This window comes from Cohnella silvisoli, from assembly GCF_021190915.1.
In the GTDB taxonomy this organism is placed as follows: domain Bacteria; phylum Bacillota; class Bacilli; order Paenibacillales; family Paenibacillaceae; genus Cohnella; species Cohnella silvisoli.
In genome coordinates this window covers 574,257-592,169 of record NZ_JAIOAP010000002.1, presented here as the reverse complement: position 1 = coordinate 592,169, position 17,913 = coordinate 574,257, and the positions used below count along the sequence as shown (strand labels likewise).

The following is a 17,913-nucleotide window of genomic DNA, read 5'->3' as shown; positions in this document are numbered from 1 at the left end:
ATATACGAAAGCGTGCAGCACGAAAAAAATTCAAGGAGGAACATTTCAATGAGCGGGGTTAAAAGATCAGTAGTATCCGTTTTAATGGTTGTTGTATTGCTGCTTATGGCAGCATGCAGTTCCAAAACAGAAGGAACAGACAAGGCCTCCACCTCACCAACACCATCTGCGACAGCATCGCCGGAGCAGACGGATAAGCCACACAAGGATCCTGTCACAATCACATTCTCCACCTTTAACGGATGGGGAAACAATGAATCGATCAAGCTGGCACTAAAGAAATATGAAGAGGCGACTGGCAATAAAGTTGAGGTTCAATTGTATCCCGACGATCAATTCGTCAATTTGATGAAGGCCAAGCTTGCTACCGGAGATGTGCCGGATATACTGAGTCTGTTTAACGATCAGAGCTCGATTCCGACGGATACGCTCGAACCGCTTGAGGGTCCATGGGTCGATACGCTAATCGATACGGCCAAGAAGAATGCTACGCGCAAATCCGATGGCGCTATCGTCAATGCACCTTGGGCATCGGTTCCTTTCTTGGGGATCCTGTACAATAAAGAACTTTTCGCGAAAGCCGGTATTGAGGTTCCTTTTAAAACCTACTCCGAGTTTCTGGCTGCTTGCGAGAAGCTGAAAAAAGCCGGTATCACACCGATCCTATACAATGGAAAGGAAGCAGGTGCAATTGAAATCGGCAGCGGCATGCATTATGTATTTGAGAAAAATCCGACACTGGGTTCAGATCTGATGACCAACAAGATCAAGCCATCGGATTCGACGGACCTAGTTGAAGCGTTTACCAAACTGACCGATAAAATCAATAAAGGGTATGTCAACCCACAATATAAATCGCTGACAGGAATGGATGGGCTTGAAGCAGTTGCTACTGGCAAAGCGGGTATGTTCTTCAATGGTACTTGGTGCTATGGAATCATTAAACAAAGCTTTCCAGGAAATGAAGATAAGGTCGGCTTTCTGCCATTCACATTAAGCGACGACTATATAGCAGTCACCCAGTTGTTCAATGGCCAATCATTCCAAGTGCCGAAGAAGTCCAAGCATAAAGAAGAAGCGAAAGAGCTGATTAATTTTATCCTCCAGCCTGATATCTTAAAGGCCATGTACGAGTTGACACCGGGCATCAGCCCTTACAAGGGGTTGGAGACCAAGGCCAACTCTTGGGAGATCGAAATCAACAAATATGCCGAGCAATTTAATTGGCCCCGCAAGGATGCAACGGACATCCAATATTTGCCTGGATTCGATACGACCTCTGCACTTGGGGAGCAAGCACAATCGATTCAATATGGCAAAGATGTAAAAAAGGCGCTTGACGATTGGTATCAAAAATATGCAGATCTGCATAAAGCAAAACGGGATCCAGGTTTTTAACGTCAGTATATTTAATATTCCCCGAAATGGGCTCCCGTAAAACGGAGCCTGTTTATCGAAAAGGTGGTTCTATGTATAATCGGTTTACAAACAAGCATTACACAGTAATGTTTCTGCTTCCTTCATTGATATTATTCTCGTTATTTTTTATCATTCCGAATATCCTTAGTTTATTTATGGGATTTACTGACTGGACGATCTTTAACTTCAAGGATCCCAGGTTCAATGGGTGGACAAATTTCATGCAGATGTTTCGTTCTTCCATATTCAAAACCGCTTTTTATAACACCTTTTACTTTGCAATCATTACGGTTATTGCGAAAAATATCTTGGGATTGCTGTTTGCTGTTATCCTCAATGGGAAGCTTAAGCTAACGAATCTCCACAGGTCTATTATATTTGTACCCGCGCTTTTAAGTCCGCTTGTCGTTTCGGTTATATTTAATGCGATTTATCATCCGGCAGATGGAATATTAAATGCATTTCTGAATAAGGTTGGACTAAGTTTTATGGCTAGAGAGTGGCTCAACGACCCAGCTACTGCGATGAATGCGGTAATTGCCATGGATATTTGGAGCTTTGTAGGAACCCATATGGTTATCTATCTTGCCGCATTGCAGGCAGTACCCAGAGACTATTACGAAGCAGCCATGGTAGACGGGGCAAGTCCCTTTCAGAGGCTTGTCAAGATTACAATTCCCCTTATTTTTCATGCGATTACGGTTAATACACTGCTCGCAATTATAGGAGGGTTAAAGGTTTTCGGACAGGTATATGGATTGACTAACGGAGGTCCTTTCGATTCCACGCAGGTGCTTGGCACTTTTCTCTTTAAGAGCTTTGGTGAAGGGATGCTGGGTTACTCATCTGCTGTTGGGTTATTTTTCACCCTATTGATTTGTACGATCAGCTTTGTGGTCCTTGCTGTTATGAGAAGGATGGAGGTGGAATATTAATGTTGTGGAAGCAAAGGTTTAATATCGGCTTACGTGAATTCACAATGTTGTTGATAGCTCTGCTTTTTATTATCCCCACCTGGATGGTGCTGGCGAATTCATTCAAAACAGTAGCAGAAGCTAATCAATATGGCCTTTCGTTTCCAGCTAATTTTCAATGGGATAACTATAGGAGAGTGTTCAGTGAAGGGCATGCACTTAGGGGGTTGCTGAACGGCATCTTTCTTTCTACAACATCATCAGTGATTGTCATTTTCCTTGCGTCAATGGGAGGATTTTTTATTTCCAGATCGCGCGGCAAGCTTGCCAAATTCGCTTACTTTTATTTTATTTCAGGGATTATTCTACCGGGAGCCATTATACCGTCCTATATCATCCTGTATATATTAAATCTGACCAATACGTACTACGGCCTAATCCTCGTGTTTGTTACAGGCTCTTTGCCAATAAGCGTATTTCTCTTCACGGGAAGCATTAAAGCGATTTCGCGGGAGATGGATGAGGCGGCAATCGTAGATGGATGCGGCAAGCTGAGACTCTTTTTACAAGTCGTGTTTCCGTTGCTTAAGCCAGTAACGACAACGTTATTCATTCTTACTTTTCTTGGGGTGTGGAACGACGTCAGCACGCAGCTATTCTTTGCAAAATCTACACAATGGACGATGCCGATGACCGTTTACAACTTCTTCGGTAAATATTCCAAAGAGTACAATGTTGTTTTTGCCGACATTATCATCTCACTCGTTCCAATTCTTATCGTATATGTGTTTGCGCAGAAATACATTATTTCAGGCATGACGGCAGGTGCGGTAAAAGGTTAAATAGGGTAAAACGGACGATGAGAATCACCGGCATATGGAAGTGTAAAAGAATGACCTATACCAGCACTTACGATTTGGACAATGTGACGGCTACGACGATTTACTTTAAGCTGACTAAGTCTGGAACGACCTATACTGGCTTTTATAATATAGATGGCAGCGAGACCTGGACAGCTTTCCCAGACCACCATCAGCTTGAGCAACATCAAGATCGGACTGATGAATTATGGGGGGCCGGTGGGACCTAATGTTGATTCTGACTGGTTTGATGTCAAGGAACAATAAGCTCAAGAGCAGAAAGCCTTAGGATAGATACGACTTCCAGAAAGCTTTCCCGCTTTATGGTGGAAGCTTTCTGAAATTATTTATATATTGGATTGGGGGAAAGTAATTGCCACAGCAAGGGCTTAACGGCGGAAGGAAAGCAACATTTATTTTACAGAATCTTCGCTGTGAATATTTAAAAAATCCATTGGGCATCGATTATCGGAATCCCAGATTAAGCTGGAACTTACAGTCTGATGAACCTGGAAAACGACAATCGGCTTATCGGATCATGGTTTCAAGCTCATATCAAGCTTTGCAAGCCCAACACTATGAATTGTGGGATAGCGGAAAAGTGCCTTCAGATCAATCCGTTCATTTGCAATATGAGGGCAAAGAGCTCGCATCCGGACAGCGTTGCTATTGGAAAGTACAGGTATGGGACGAATTGGGTTGCATGGAGGAATCAACCGATTCGGCGTGGTGGGAAACCGGGCTGCTGGAAGTTAGTGATTGGCAAGGGGATTGGATCGGAACGGGAGAAAGACATTTGCCAGGGTGGTCTCCGCTTTTCCGCAAAGAGTTCTCCGCGCAATCCGCGATTATAACAGCGCGGGCTTATGTTTGCGGTCTCGGATACTATGAATTGTATCTCAATGGACATAAGGTTGGCGATCACGTGTTGGATCCAAGTCAGACGGATTATGAAGAACGTGTGATGTATGTGACCTACGATGTGACTGAAATGCTCCTGCCCGGTAATAATGCTGTCGGCATCATGCTGGGCGATGGATGGTATCACCAGCATCGGGTTTGGTACGGATGGATGATTTACGGTATACCCAGTCTGATATTTCAAATGGAGTTGGAGTACACGGACGGGAGCAGAGCACGGATTGTCAGCGATGAGAGTTGGATGACCACATTTGGCCCGGTAACACTGAACAGTGTATACGCCGGTGAGGTATATGATACACGTCTGGAGAAGCCCGGTTGGAGTGAACCCAAGTATATCGCTTCCGATTGGTTGCAAGCGGAAAAAGCCCCGGCTCCCGGCGGGAAGCTTGTCTCCCAGCATATGCCTGCAGTCAAACGAATGGAATTCATTCAACCGATTGGAATCAGTCAACCCAAAGATGGCGTATATGTTGTGGATATGGGGCGTAATTTGTCCGGTTGGATTCGTTTGCAGATGGAAGGACTTGCGGGCTGCGAGGTGACGCTGCGCTATGCGGAAACGGTGGATCAGCTTGGCATGATCGATACGAATTCCGGAGCCATCGATGTAATATACTCGATCCAGACGGACCGCTATATCCTCAAAGGCAAGAGGGTGGAAATCTGGGAGCCACGGTTTACTTATCATGGATTTCGCTTTGTGGAGATTACCGGATTTCCCGGGATTCCGACAGTGGAAACGCTGGAAGGCATCGTCTTATATAATGCAGTAAAGGAAACCGGCGCTTTCGAATGTTCGAATGAGATGATAAACCGGCTTCATCGCATGATTAAAAATACGATCACCAGCAATTTGCAAGGGGTAATTACAGATTGTCCGGTTAGGGAGAAATGCGGCTGGCTCGGGGATGCGATGGTGATTGCCGAGGCGACGATGTATAACTGGGATTCGGTAACCTTTTGGAAAAAATTTATCGAGGACATCAAGACGACCCGGAAAGTCCAAGGACAGTGGATGAATATTGCACCCGGAAAACGCACTTGCGGGGAAGCCGCACCAGCATGGGGTTTAGCTCAGTTGGAAATTCCCTGGATCCTTTATCAATTTTGCGGTGACAAGGAATTGTTGAAAGAACATTATGACGCAATGAAGCAATGGGTAGATCATTTGTTGGGAAAGTCGGAGAATTACATCGTATCCTTCGGAACGGATGATTGGTGTCCACCGGATGGATTCGAAATGAAAGGGAAAACGGTTCCGCAAATATCGACCGCTTGCTTTTATTTAAGCGCAATGCGAATGGCGGAGATTGCTTCAGTTCTTAGCAGGCATGAGGATGCACAAGCATTTGAAAAGCTCGCCCTTGCGATTAAAGGAACCTTTAATGCAAAATTTTATAGTGAAATCAATTCAACCTACGGCACTCAGGCGCTTGATAGCATTGCCCTTACGTTCGGATTGGTGCCGTCATGTTCAGAGCAAGCGGTAGCCGATGCGCTTGCCGTGGATATCAGACAGCGGGAGCTTCATCTCACCACAGGGCATCTCGGCCTGAAGCATGTATTTAATGCACTCTGCGATTATGGCTATGCAGAATTAGCGATAGATGTGTTAGAGCAAACGACATATCCGAGCTTTGGGCACCAAATGCTAAACGGCGCCACCACGTTATGGGAATATTGGGAAGGCGATGCCGACTTGCCGGGTATGAGTAAAATGGGCTCGCTCAGCCATCCGTTCAAAGGTGGATTTGACGCATGGATGTATTCGCATATTTTGGGGATCCGATCAGGCAGTCCTGGATTTCAAAAAATCATTATCCAGCCCACTTGCACCGGAGCTTTAACTTTTGCGCGCGGATTTTATCGCTCGATCCATGGGGTCATAGTCAGCGATTGGTCGATCCGAGACGGACTGTTAACCTTGCATGTGGAAATTCCGGCGAATACGACGGCTTTGGTATTTGTTCCGGTTCCAAAACGTACGGAACAGCCATCCACGGAAACTAAATCCGATTTACCGCGGTTAGTCACTAAGCATCCTGCGAATGTTGAATTTGTACGATGGGAAAAGGAATATGCGGTTTATCATGTGTCATCCGGTATCTATGATTTTATAGCTTGAAAGGAGATTGAAGGGCATAGTGCATCCAAGCAAGAAACAAAGGGAGTCATAACAGACGCGCTTAAAGATTGGGATAATGAAGAGGACGACGTTTATAATGACTTATAAACAAGGGACAATTGTTCGTATTCCATTTCCATTTTCGGATCTAATGCGATTATTTCATATCTGTGTTTTCAAAATAATAAAGACTGAGATCGCTAATTTCTTTAGCTGCCTCAGTCTTTTGTATTTTTTGGAATTCCCAATGTGCTATCGGGTTATACAAATAGTGAAGCAACCTAAGGGGTACCATATAAAGTTGGTACTATTTTTTTGCTGCCGTTTTCCTAAAATAAAGGTATAAGCAAGGCGATTCTAATGATGGAAAAGAGGAAGCACAATGGCATTCGAACCGTTCTCGCTAGCGCATGATATCGGGCTCGCCCTGGCAGCAGCATTCGTAATCGGCATAAGCTTCTTTCGGAGAAAGCTAAAGGACCCGGTCTATAACCTTATCGCAAGAATCGGGCTTGCAGCCTTGCTCGTGATCTGCGAGCTTGCCCTCCAAGGGTGGTATGCCGTTACGGATAACTGGGGCTGGTATTCGCTGCCCTTCCAATTGTGCAGCATCATGATGTGGTTATCCGCCGCGCTTCTCCTAACCCGTAATCGCAGGCTGTATGAGATTACCTTCTTTCTTGGCATCATGGGCGCTCTGCAGGCGTTGCTAACGCCGAATCTGGATGTTACTTTTCCGCAGTTCCGCTATTTCCACTTCTTCATCGCCCATAGTGCGATCGTCGGAGCAAGCGTCTTCCTGACGGTAGTCGACGGTTATCGGCCCAAGGTTTCCTCCGTATTCAGAGCGCTAGGGTGGTTGCACGTGTTAGCCATACCCGCCGCTATCGCTAACGAACTTACGGGCACTAATTTCATGTTCCTGGCCCGCAAGCCGGAAACGGCTTCAATGCTGGATCTGCTTGCTCCATGGCCTTGGTACTTGCTTCAGTTGGAGCTCGTGGCGCTATCCTTATGCTTCGCCTTGTTGGGACTCGTCAAAGCTATAGATCGTTTACTGCTCGTCAATCGGAAGTCAAATCCTGTAGGAGGCTGATCGGTAATGGAACAAATCTTTCGTAAACATTGGACATCGCTGCTTGGCGTACTGTTCATCCTTGCGGCGTTCGTGACGTTATTCAAGTATTCTATCGAGCAAGGCTGGATTACCGACAATATGAAAATCGGCTTCGGCCTGTTGAGCGGAACGGGATTGTGCGTAGCGGGTCTAGCTTTGGCCAGTCGAAGCATCAAGTGGTTATCAACCGTGCAGATTATGATCGGATTGGGAGCTTGTATCTTGTACTCTACGTTTTCTTTCGCTGGCATTTATTATGGATTATGGAGCCCGATGACGGTATTGATTGGAATGACGGCCGTTACCGTAGGTGTTTCCGCATATGCTTACCGCTTTGATTCCAGACTGCTCATGAATATTGCGCTCGCGGGCGGCCTGCTATCGCCTCTGCTCATGCAGCCGGAAACGGATCAAGTATTTACCTTGTTCTTGTACTTGCTAGTCATTAACTCGGCATTTTTCTTCCTTAGCATTGCCAAGAAGTGGAGCGAGCTTAGAATCCATGCTTTTATCGGAACATGGATCGTCTATGGCGTATATTTTGTCCATTTCGATCCGCCGACGGATGGGATTTGGAACCTGCCATTCCAATATGCATTAGCTGCTTTTATTTTCTATCTTGTTGGATTCCTAGTCTCGTCCTGGAAAAACAACCGCTGCTTCGACGGATGGAATTTGTATTTGAGCTTGTCCAACGGAGTGCTGTTTGGATGCTGGTCGATATTCATCTTGCAAGGCGAACTTCATTACGCCTATATTCTTGGATTCATCGGTATCGTATTTATGATTTCCGGAACAATCATCTACAGGCTTACGAACCGGATGGATATGGCATCCGCTAGCCAGCAGCTAGGGGGATTGCTCATGCTGCTCTTAGCTTCCACGCATCTGGGGAACGGCATGGATTCCAAACCGATCGTCAACGTATTCGTATGGGGCGGAATCGCCGGCGTACTTGCGATCATCGGTCAGATTAAACGGCTGGCATTCGCAAGCGTGAGCTCGCTTGTCATCTGGTTTGTCGTCGGCTGCTATTGGTTTATCGTGACTTGGGATACTCCGCGCGGGGAATGGTTCGGCACGTTCATTCCATTTCTGAATTGGGGTGCGATGTCGTGGGTATTGCTTGCCGCGATCGGCTTCTATTACTCGACGAAAGGCATAGTATCCGAGGCGGCCAAAGGATCCGAGAAGCTGTTATCCAATATATTCGCTTTGCTCGCGCACCTCATAGTCGGAGGACTGCTAACTGTCCAAATTCGGAACGTTTATATCGTCTACTTCAATGAGTCGGCAGATCAATTACTGCAAATGAGCTTAACCTTGTCGTGGGGAATCTATGCTTTGCTCTTGTTCTTGTGGGGCGCTTATCGCCGTCAAATTCTGTTTCGCGCTTTCGGCGCCGTCGTCCTGCTGTGCGTGGCTTGCAAAGCGATGTTCATGGATTTGGAAGGCAAAGAGATGCTGTACAAAGTACTCCTGCTGCTCATTCTCGGCGGTATCTCTTTCCTAATCACATGGGTTAACGGAAAGTGGAAAGGGGTAGAGAAGGAGATTAACTCCGAATTATGATTATTTCTTCTATCCGGTGCGATCGTAACGTTGTACAATGATGTAGAATTAGCCATCATTACGACTTCGTTCGAATAGGGGAGAGACGTACTATGTTGCTGAAAAAAGGCCAAAAACTGCTGTTCATCGGGGATTCGATTACGGATTGCGAACGTGCCAGACCTGCCGGAGAAGGGCTGTTCGGAGCACTCGGGAAAGGGTACGTATCCTTGGTGGATGCGCTGCTGCAAGCCGTATATCCGGAGCTTGGCATTCGTGTCGTGAACGTAGGAAATAGCGGGAACACGGTTCTCGACCTGCAAGCCAGATGGCAAGAAGACGTTATTGATCGGAAGCCGGACTGGCTGTCGATCATGATCGGAACAAACGATGTTTGGCGGCAATACGACACACCGTTCATTACGGAGTGGCATGTATATGCGGATAAGTATGAAGCGACGCTGCGTGCGCTGGTCGAACAAACCAAACCGGTCGTAGGCAACTTGGTGCTAATGACTCCGTTCTACTTGGAAAGCAACGAACAGGACGCTATGCGCCGAACGATGGATGAGTACGGGACTATCGTTAAGAAGATTGCGGAGGAAACGGGGACGTTATTCGTAGATACGCAAGCGGCGTTTAACAAGGTGCTTAAGGAACTGTATGCTGCTACTTTAGCTTGGGATCGCGTACATCCGTCGCAAGCGGGCCATGTCGTGCTCGCAAGAGCTTTTCTGAACAAAGTCGGGTTTGATTGGACTAAAAATGGATAACGGAAACCGTTTTATTTGAATCGATCCATGTGATGTAGCAGGTTTTCTTTAGCTAATATATCCTTCTGTTTCCAGCCCATTAAATCGAAGTGGGGAAAAGGCGGACGGTTGTGGATGTACTTGGGGTTCAGTCCGTGGGCAATACACCAGTCGGTTAACCGTTCGAGGTTGGCGTTGCCTACTTTAGTTACCGTTCTCACTTCGGGAAACCTTGGATCGTACCAATAATGGGTCAAGTAGGCGGTTTCGCCGCGCGCGACCGCCTCCTTCCATTGATTCAACTCTGCTCTAGTAATGCCGAAAGCCATTCACGTTCATCCTTTGCGAAGTCGGGATTCCGATGCCGGTTATCATAGTATAGCATGTATAAAAGGTTGATGGGTTTAGGAAAGGATAATAGGCAGCATGGATATTTTTATGCATATTCTTTGGAATAACGTACTTCCTTTATCGATAATTATCGGTCTGGGGATCCTCTTGCATCGTATATTCAATTTGGATATCTTGACGCTTTCCAAGTTGAATTTTTATTTGTTTTCTCCGGCGATCATGTTCGAATTGCTGTATGGGACGGCGATCTCTTTGCAGCTATTCGGGCAAGTTCTGCTCTTCTTTATCGTGTTTATGCTTGCTCAATACGCCTTGCTGGAGGTTGTCGTTCGGCTGCGAAAATACGATGGCGGCAAACGCGCCGCCATGCGGAACAGCGTTCTATTTTATAACAGCGCAAACTATGGCATTCCAATCAATCAACTCGCGTTTGCGGGCAATGCCTACACGCTTTCGGTTCAAATTATTATCATGATGATGCAGTCGCTCGTTCCGAATACATACGGCATTTATAGCGTGAATGCCCATAAAGCCAATTGGCGTGAAATACGCAAAGTGATACTGTCCATGCCGGTCATCTATGTGATACCGATTGCGTTTTTGCTGCGCGGTTATCATGTTCCATTGCCGGGTTTCCTGACCATTTCCATCGGCTATTTGTCGAACGCGTTCATAGGTACGGCACTATTTACGCTTGGCGTGCAATTGGGCACCATGAAAGGAACGATCAGCCGGAAACTGGCGCTGGATGTCGGAATCGCCTCGGCACTTCGGTTGCTGGTCGGTCCTTTGCTTGCATGGGGCGTCGTGCTCTTGCTTGATTTGCACGGGATGATGGCAGCGGCGCTTATCGTATCGTCAGCTGTGCCGACATCGCTTTCAAGTGTGCTTCTCGCGGTTGAGTTCGACAACGAACGGGATTTCGCTTCGCAAACCGTACTCGTAACGACGGCGTTAAGTATCGTGACAGTTACGGGGGTCATTTATTTGTTACGGGCGTAATTGTTGGGGATTTAATATGGAGCTTATACGTGCGGAGCGCACGGAGAGTGTTTTTGTTCAACCGTCCTTGTGGGGCGGTTTTTTGTTTAACTGAGCAGCTTTAACCTCCTTTCATTACAGCCGAGAACATCGGTTGTGCAAAGAATTCCTCGATATATGCGTTAGCTGATTGTTCCGACAATCCGATCACGGAAACGAAGAAGTGCAACATATGGTCGGATATCGACTCGAATTCGTGAATCTCGTGCGGATTCTGAATGGCGTAGGCCATGTGCTGGCTTACCAGCATATTGGTTAATTGTCTCATGAAGCTGATTATATCCGGATACGTAAACGCATGATAGAGGGTTTTATTGTTGTTTTTGATCGAATCGTGGAGAAAAACTTCCAGTTGACTCACAGTCAAATAATAAGACGTTTTCATGCCTAGGAGTGAAGTTCATTTATAGTCAACAATGATACAATAGCTGTAATGAAATAATATGTGACGAAAGAAGGGAATCCTTCGTGAACAAAGTCAGAATCGGCATTGTAGGGCTAGGGAATATGGGATCCGGGCATGCGCAATATTTGATTGAAGGTCAAGTGAAAGGGGCGGAGTTAACGGCGGTTAGCGATATTAATCCCAAGCGTCTGAAGCTGGCTAAGGAGCAGTGGGGAGACCGTGTCCTAACGTTCGAAAGCCCGGAAGCTTTGTTTCGCTCGGGAGCGGTAGACGGTATCTTGTTATGCACACCCCATTATGACCATCCGAGGCAAGCGATCGATGCTTTCTCGTGCGGCCTTCACGTGCTGGTGGAGAAACCGGCTGGTGTCTATACCCAGCAAGTGCGGGAAATGAACGAAGCGGCGGCCGCTAGCGGCAAAGTGTACGGCATCATGTACAACCAGCGCTCGAATCCTCTATATGTTAAGCTGCGGGAATTGATTTCGTCGGGAGAGCTTGGGGAGATTCGGCGGACGAATTGGATTATTACGAATTGGTATCGCTCGCAAGCTTACTATAATTCGGGCGGCTGGAGAGCGACTTGGGGAGGTGAAGGTGGCGGAGTGCTCATTAATCAGGATCCTCACCAGCTGGATTTATGGCAATGGACGACAGGACTTATGCCGAAGCGGATCCGGGCTTTCTGCTCTTTCGGTAAGCATCGCGACATAGAGGTAGAGAACGATGTGACCGCCTACGCGGAATACGAGAACGGAGCGACGGGAGTGTTCGTTACTTCGACTTATGAAGCTCCGGGTACGAATCGGTTCGAAATATCCGGGGATCGCGGCAAAATCGTCATCGAGGACGATAAAATGACTTTCTGGCGTTTAAGGGAGTTAGAGTCGGAGTTCAATCGGACGAATACAAACGCCTGGGGTCAGCCGGAAATTTGGAAATGCGAGATTCCGGTTGCGTCAGGCGGCGCTCAGCATAAGGAAATCACGCAAAATTGGACGGATGCGATTATGGGAGGAACGCCGTTATTGGCACCCGGTGAGGATGGCATTAAAGGATTGACGTTATCAAATGCAATGCTGCTGTCGACTTGGACGGATAACTGGGTAAGCCTTCCGATCGACGAGGATGTATTTTACGACAAGCTGCAAGAGCAAATCTTATTTTCGGCCAACGGCAAACGATAGAGGAGGATGAGGGCGATGTCACGTGCTAACGGCATGAACTACGCGCCGGAAGGTAAGCCAAGACCGGTCGTGAGCGAGGGAGAGTTTACGTTTGCAGCCATGTCGCTCGATCACGGTCACATCTATGGAATGTGCAATGGGTTGCAGGAGGCGGGGGCATCTCTTAAGTGGGTGTATGATTCCGATCCGGATAAAGTTCGTAGGTTTATCGAAGCATACCCTAACGTTAGGGCTGCGGCATCCGAACAGCAAATTCTGCAAGACCCCGAAGTCGCGCTCGTAGCCGCCGCTGCCGTACCGAACCTTCGCGGGCCGCTTGGCGTGAAAGCGATGGAGCATGGCAAAGATTATTTTACCGACAAAACACCGTTTACGGCTAAGGAGCAATTAGAACAAGCGAAGCGTGCCGTCGACTTAACCGGTCGCAAATATGCCGTCTACTATAGTGAACGGCTTCATGTGGAAAGTGCGGTGTTTGCGGGACAGTTGGTGAAGGATGGTGCCATCGGGCGAGTCGTGCAGGTGCTCGGGCTCGGGCCGCATCGATTGAACGCGTCTTCAAGGCCGGATTGGTTTTTCAGAAAAGAGCAGTACGGGGGCATTCTCTGCGATATTGGCAGCCATCAGATCGAGCAATTTCTGTATTATGCGGGCTGCAAAGATGCCGAAGTTCTCCATAGCAAAGTGGCGAATTACGACAATAAGAGTTATGCGGAGCTTGAGGACTATGGCGATGCGACCCTAGTCGGCGACAATGGTGCGACCAACTATTTTCGCGTCGATTGGCTGACTCCAAATGGCTTATCGACTTGGGGAGACGGCCGTACGGTCATCATGGGGACGAACGGATATATCGAGCTTCGTAAATACGTCGATATCGCTCGGGATGACAAAGGCGATCAATTGTATTTGGTAAATGGGGAAGGCGAATTTCATATGGACTTAAGCGGCAAGGTCGGTTTTCCGTTTTTCGGAGAGCTCATACTGGACTGCATGAACCGAACGGAGCATGCGATGACTCAGGCGCACGCCTTCAAAGCGGCTGAGCTTTGTCTGCAAGCGCAAGCCAAAGCGATCCGCATTGAATAGAAACGATGAATCGAGCCGAGGAGGACTTCTCTTATGATTAAACTTTCGGTATTTACGGTAGCAACGCCGGAGCTTGAACCGGAAGAACTTGCGGCTGCCGCCAAGTTAGCCGGCATTCACGGAATCGAGTGGCGTTACAAGGAACGTGCGCCGCAGACGGTTGACGGTTTGTCTTCTTTCTGGGGAAACAATCTCAGTACGATATCCCCGTCCGGCGGCGAGGCCGAACTGACCCGCTTCAAACAAGCAACGGAGCTGCACGGTCTTACAACGATTAGCGTCACTCCTTATTTGCGAGCGGGAGATTTGGAAGGGACCGAGGAGGTGCTTAAGGCTGCCCGTTACATGGGCGCGTCTTACATTCGACTAGGTGTTCCCGGATATGATCGCAGCAAGCCTTTTGGAGAGTTGTTCGATCTGGCTATCGCTTATTTAAAGGAAGCAGAGGCGCTTTGCAAGCGATATGAGGTCAAGGGGTTAATCGAGATCCATCATGGAACGATAGCCGCCTCTGCTTCGGGAGCGCGCCGATTGTGCGAGGGGTTGGACCCGAGCTTCATAGGAGTCCTTTTCGATCCGGGCAATTCGGTATTCGAAGGCTTCGAAAATTACCGGATGGCTCTGGAAATATTGGGGCCTTACTTGGCGCATGTCCATGTGAAAAATGCCGGGTGGAAGGCGGATGGCAAGACGGAAGATGGAAGCGCCAACTGGGTATGCGATTGGGAAGGACTCAAGGAAGGAATGGTTCCTTGGAGACAGGTCATCGCCGATTTGCTGGCGGTCGGGTATGACGGATACTTGGGCGTTGAGGATTTCAGCAAGCAGTTTGCGGATTCGCCAAGCATGCTGAATCATTTTTCCGAATATATCGGAGGGTTGGTCGCGGAGCTTCGGCAAGATGTTTGAATATATTTATCGTTCAACCGCTCCGATAGAACCGATCTTTCACTCGCATATGCATTACGAGGTTTATTATTTTCACGAGGGCAAATGCAACTATTTAATCGGCGACCAGATTTATAATCTGGCTCCCGGCGACCTAATACTCATGTATGGAATGACTCTGCATTGTCCAAAGGTTGATCCAGCGGTCCCATACATCCGGTCGATCGTACATTTTGACCCGGCTATTCTTCGTCCTTATTTGGAGTTGCCTCAGGCCGTTCCCGTCATGCAGCCATTCGAGCAGTTCAAGAACCATCGTCTTTGCTTGCGTGAAAAGGAGAAAGAGGAGTTCGAGCGGATTTTGGTTGTTATGCACGGTCATCAGCAGCGCGGTGATAAGGTTGGGGCGGGACGGTTGCTGCTCGCTTTCGTTGACATGCTGCATTTCATCTATGATCAATGCTTGCAATCCCTTCGCGAGCCTAGGGAGTTTCCTTCGGACAAGGAAATGACCGTTCAGAATGTCATCAATTTGTTAGAGGATACGTATGCGGAAGATGATTTGCATATGGAGAAGCTGCAAAATGCGCTGCATCTCAGCAAGTCGTATTTAGCGAAAATATTCAAAGAGGTGACCGGCGTTACGATATTCGAATACGTGTACCGGAAGCGGATTAACGAAGCCAAAATCCTGTTCCTTCTCCAGCCTGATCTAACGGTTACGGATGCTTGCTTTCGGCTCGGATTCAAGCATTTGGCCCATTTTAGCAGGCTTTTTAAGCAACATGTGGGATTGTCTCCCGAGCGGTATAAAAAACAATTGAAGGAAGAGCGCTCTGATGCGGAAGGTGGGAAGCTTTAACGAAGGTGCTCGCAGATTCGCGGAAGTTATTTTAATTTTTTCCTCTGAGATGGTAGAATGGGTTACGTTGGTTAAACGGGATTATCGAACGTAACAATACCTATTGAAGGAGATTTCTTATGCCCTCTGAACTCATGCAATCCTTGTCTCGCGAGAAAATCGTTGCCATCATCCGGGGGATATCCGCAGAGTCGGGGAATAACACTGCCAAAGCTTTGGCCGACGGCGGAATCGTGTTCCTTGAGGTTACGTTGAATACCGATGGCGCATTAGACATGATCTCGCGCTTCCGTGCGGACTATGAAGGCCGCCTGCGCATCGGTGCGGGCACCGTCCTGGACCTGGGACAAGCCAAAGAAGCGGTAGCGGCGGGAGCCGAATATATTATTTCTCCTAATCTTGACGAAGAAGTCATTTACTACGGCGTAGAGCAGGGCATCGAAGTTTGGCCGGGGACGATGACTCCGACCGAAATCGTTCGTGCGTACAAGGCTGGAGCTTCCGCGGTTAAAGTGTTTCCGATGGGCTCGCTCGGCATCAATTACTTGAAGGAAATTCGCGCGCCGTTGAACCATATTCCGATGGTCGCGACGGGCGGCGTCAATTTGCAAAATATTAATTCCGTCTTGGACGCGGGTGCGGTAGCCGTCGGCTTGGGCGGCAATCTTATCGACAAGCAATTGGTAAAGGACGGTAAATTCGAAGAGCTGAGGAATTTGGCCCAAGCGTTCGTGAGTGAAGTCCAAGGGGCAAAGACGATATAAGTTCCGCTTATGTAGGGCCGTCGGCGCCGGTTGGGCAAGGCACTTTTTTGGCCTTCACGCCCAAGTAACACCGCTCATCCGCTCTGCCAAGGCACTTTTTTGGCCTTCGCACCCAAGCAACACTGCTTACCCGCTCCGCCAAGGCACTTTTTTGGCCCTCGCACCCAAGCAACATCGCTCACCCGCTCCGCCAAGGCACTTTCTTGGCCTTCACGCCCAAGTAACACCTCTCACCCGCTCTGCCAAGGTACTTTCTTGGCATTCGCCCCCAAGTAACATCGCTCACTCGCTCCGCCAAGGCACTTTTTTGGCCCTCGTCATAATTAAGCCCAATTTCCGTTCCGGAATTCGGGCTTAACGCCTGCAAAAGGGCAGCCACGCCCGGTAGGAGCTGCTGCCCTTTTGCGCGAATCTAATTCGTTTTAGCTCATTAATTCAACGTTTCAACGGGATCGTACAGGCCCAGCTGAGTTAGAATCGCTTCGAAATCCTTTTTCAAGGCGGCTTTCTCATTGGTTTCCAAGAAGGAAGCTTCAACGCCGTTCAGGATAAGCACCGTTATTTCCCGCAAGGTGAACCCGAATTTCTCGGTTAGAATGTGGTATTCCTTCGTAATATTCGTTCCGGATACGCCGGGATTATCCGTGTTGACCGTAAAGAAAATACCCTGATCGTAGTATTCGCGAATCGGATAGGCATCCCAGCCGTTAACCGCTTTGGTCTGGATGTTGCTGGTCGGGTATAATTCCAAGGGAATCCGCTGATCCCGTATCAAATGCATCACGCTCGCTTTTTCCCGTAATCTAACGCCGTGGCCTATGCGTCGCGCTCCAAGATGGAGCACCGCTTCCTCGATATTGTCGGCTCCCGCGGCTTCTCCCGCATGAATCGTAACCGGAATGCCGAGCGTGCGGGCAAGAGCGAACACCTCTCGGAACAGGGTTGCGGGGTAAGTCTTTTCATCACCCGCTAGATCAACGGCGACTAGACCGCGGCCTACATAACGGGAAGCGGCATTTATAACTTCCAAATTCGCGGGAGCAGCATGGTTTCTCATGCATATGGCGATAACCCGAGCTTTAACCCCGCAATGTTCTTCTCCCCGCTTTAATCCCTCAATAACATGATGGATAGCTTCGGCCGCGGATAATCCATTTGCTCGGTGCAGTTGAGGAGCGAAGCGGACCTCGATATATTTAATCTTGTACTCGGCCGCTTGTTCTACGACTTCGAATGCAACCTGCTCCAACGCTTCTTTCGTTTGGAGGAAGGGGAGGACGAAATCGAATTTGGTTAAATATTCGGTCAGACTGGTACAGTCTTCGCCAACTCGTACGTAGGGTAGCAATGCATCAAGTTCCTTCGTGGGTAAAGGCATATCTTGTTGGTCAGCAAGCCTGAGGAGAGTTGACGGTTTAATGCAGCCATCTAGATGTACGTGAAGATCTATTTTCGGTAATTCCGACAACAGGTGGAAGGTATCCATATATAAGTCACTCCTTGACCGAGATGTTTGTAAGTTAATATAACATAATATTCTGCTAATTTGAATGATTATAATTAGTGTGTAATATCAATGTGAGGTTGTTTCGAAAAGAAGTTTCAGATTGACTCTAAAACGATATTTGCCCATAGTAAAAAGAAACAAGTTACGGCTATCACT

At 47.9% G+C, this 17,913-nt stretch carries 16 protein-coding genes; 13 read left to right on the top strand and 3 right to left on the bottom strand.

Annotated elements, in window-relative coordinates; translation table 11 throughout:
- Nucleotides 1-48 precede the first annotated feature (48 nt).
- The 7 genes from K7P76_RS06390 (at nt 49) to K7P76_RS06360 (ending at nt 9,683) form a co-directional block, all read left to right on the top strand.
- Complete coding sequence (locus tag K7P76_RS06390; RefSeq protein WP_232184333.1) at nt 49-1,398, top strand: ABC transporter substrate-binding protein; 1,350 nt, start codon at nt 49-51, stop codon at nt 1,396-1,398.
- Between the two features lie 242 nt (nt 1,399-1,640).
- Complete coding sequence (locus tag K7P76_RS06385; protein ID WP_232184332.1) at nt 1,641-2,354, top strand: carbohydrate ABC transporter permease; 714 nt, start codon at nt 1,641-1,643, stop codon at nt 2,352-2,354.
- Nucleotides 2,354-3,175: a carbohydrate ABC transporter permease gene (locus K7P76_RS06380; RefSeq protein WP_232184331.1), complete on the top strand. Its 822-nt coding sequence runs from the start codon at nt 2,354-2,356 to the stop codon at nt 3,173-3,175. The genes K7P76_RS06385 and K7P76_RS06380 overlap by 1 nt, the downstream gene beginning before the upstream one ends.
- A gap of 391 nt (nt 3,176-3,566) precedes the next feature.
- A complete protein-coding gene (locus tag K7P76_RS06375) occupies nt 3,567-6,242 on the top strand; it encodes a family 78 glycoside hydrolase catalytic domain (protein WP_232184330.1) in 2,676 nt (891 codons plus the stop codon).
- A 382-nt stretch (nt 6,243-6,624) separates the two neighbouring features.
- Entirely contained in the window at nt 6,625-7,338 is a 714-nt protein-coding gene (locus K7P76_RS06370; RefSeq protein ID WP_232184329.1) for a YwaF family protein, read from the top strand.
- A 6-nt stretch (nt 7,339-7,344) separates the two neighbouring features.
- Nucleotides 7,345-8,931, top strand: coding sequence for a DUF2339 domain-containing protein (locus K7P76_RS06365; RefSeq protein WP_232184328.1), 1,587 nt, complete (start codon nt 7,345-7,347; stop codon nt 8,929-8,931).
- Between the two features lie 92 nt (nt 8,932-9,023).
- Nucleotides 9,024-9,683: an SGNH/GDSL hydrolase family protein gene (locus K7P76_RS06360; protein WP_232184327.1), complete on the top strand. Its 660-nt coding sequence runs from the start codon at nt 9,024-9,026 to the stop codon at nt 9,681-9,683.
- Between the two features lie 11 nt (nt 9,684-9,694).
- Here K7P76_RS06360 and K7P76_RS06355 read toward each other — a convergent pair whose 3' ends face one another.
- On the bottom strand, nt 9,695-9,991 hold the full coding sequence (locus K7P76_RS06355) for a hypothetical protein (RefSeq protein ID WP_232184326.1): 297 nt from the start codon (nt 9,989-9,991) through the stop codon (nt 9,695-9,697).
- Nucleotides 9,992-10,088: 97 nt separating this feature from the next.
- Here K7P76_RS06355 and K7P76_RS06350 point away from each other — a divergent pair, with 97 nt between their 5' ends.
- On the top strand, nt 10,089-11,015 hold the full coding sequence (locus tag K7P76_RS06350; RefSeq protein WP_232184325.1) for an AEC family transporter: 927 nt from the start codon (nt 10,089-10,091) through the stop codon (nt 11,013-11,015).
- Nucleotides 11,016-11,115: 100 nt separating this feature from the next.
- Here the strand turns inward: K7P76_RS06350 and K7P76_RS06345 are convergent, their stop codons facing one another.
- Nucleotides 11,116-11,439: a hypothetical protein gene (locus K7P76_RS06345; protein WP_232184324.1), complete on the bottom strand. Its 324-nt coding sequence runs from the start codon at nt 11,437-11,439 to the stop codon at nt 11,116-11,118.
- An 83-nt stretch (nt 11,440-11,522) separates the two neighbouring features.
- Between K7P76_RS06345 and K7P76_RS06340 the strand changes: the two genes are divergently transcribed.
- The 5 genes from K7P76_RS06340 (at nt 11,523) to K7P76_RS06320 (ending at nt 16,250) form a co-directional block, all read left to right on the top strand.
- A complete protein-coding gene (locus K7P76_RS06340; RefSeq protein WP_232184322.1) occupies nt 11,523-12,647 on the top strand; it encodes a Gfo/Idh/MocA family protein in 1,125 nt (374 codons plus the stop codon).
- A 15-nt stretch (nt 12,648-12,662) separates the two neighbouring features.
- Nucleotides 12,663-13,736, top strand: coding sequence for a Gfo/Idh/MocA family protein (locus K7P76_RS06335; RefSeq protein WP_232184320.1), 1,074 nt, complete (start codon nt 12,663-12,665; stop codon nt 13,734-13,736).
- 36 nt (nt 13,737-13,772) lie between these two features.
- On the top strand, nt 13,773-14,645 hold the full coding sequence (locus tag K7P76_RS06330) for a sugar phosphate isomerase/epimerase family protein (protein WP_232184479.1): 873 nt from the start codon (nt 13,773-13,775) through the stop codon (nt 14,643-14,645).
- Nucleotides 14,638-15,486, top strand: a complete 849-nt coding sequence (locus tag K7P76_RS06325; RefSeq protein WP_232184318.1) for an AraC family transcriptional regulator — start codon at nt 14,638-14,640, stop codon at nt 15,484-15,486. Before K7P76_RS06330 ends, K7P76_RS06325 begins: the two co-directional genes overlap by 8 nt.
- 119 nt (nt 15,487-15,605) lie before the next feature.
- The gene (locus tag K7P76_RS06320) at nt 15,606-16,250 is read left to right on the top strand and encodes a bifunctional 4-hydroxy-2-oxoglutarate aldolase/2-dehydro-3-deoxy-phosphogluconate aldolase (protein WP_232184316.1); all 645 of its coding nucleotides are present in this window, start codon (nt 15,606-15,608) and stop codon (nt 16,248-16,250) included.
- A 430-nt stretch (nt 16,251-16,680) separates the two neighbouring features.
- On the opposite strand, the gene add is transcribed toward K7P76_RS06320, so the two are convergent.
- Nucleotides 16,681-17,736 carry an adenosine deaminase gene (gene add / locus K7P76_RS06315; protein ID WP_232184314.1) on the bottom strand — a complete coding sequence of 352 codons (1,056 nt, stop codon included), beginning with the start codon at nt 17,734-17,736 and terminating at the stop codon, nt 16,681-16,683.
- Between the last annotated feature and the right edge of the window lie 177 nt (nt 17,737-17,913).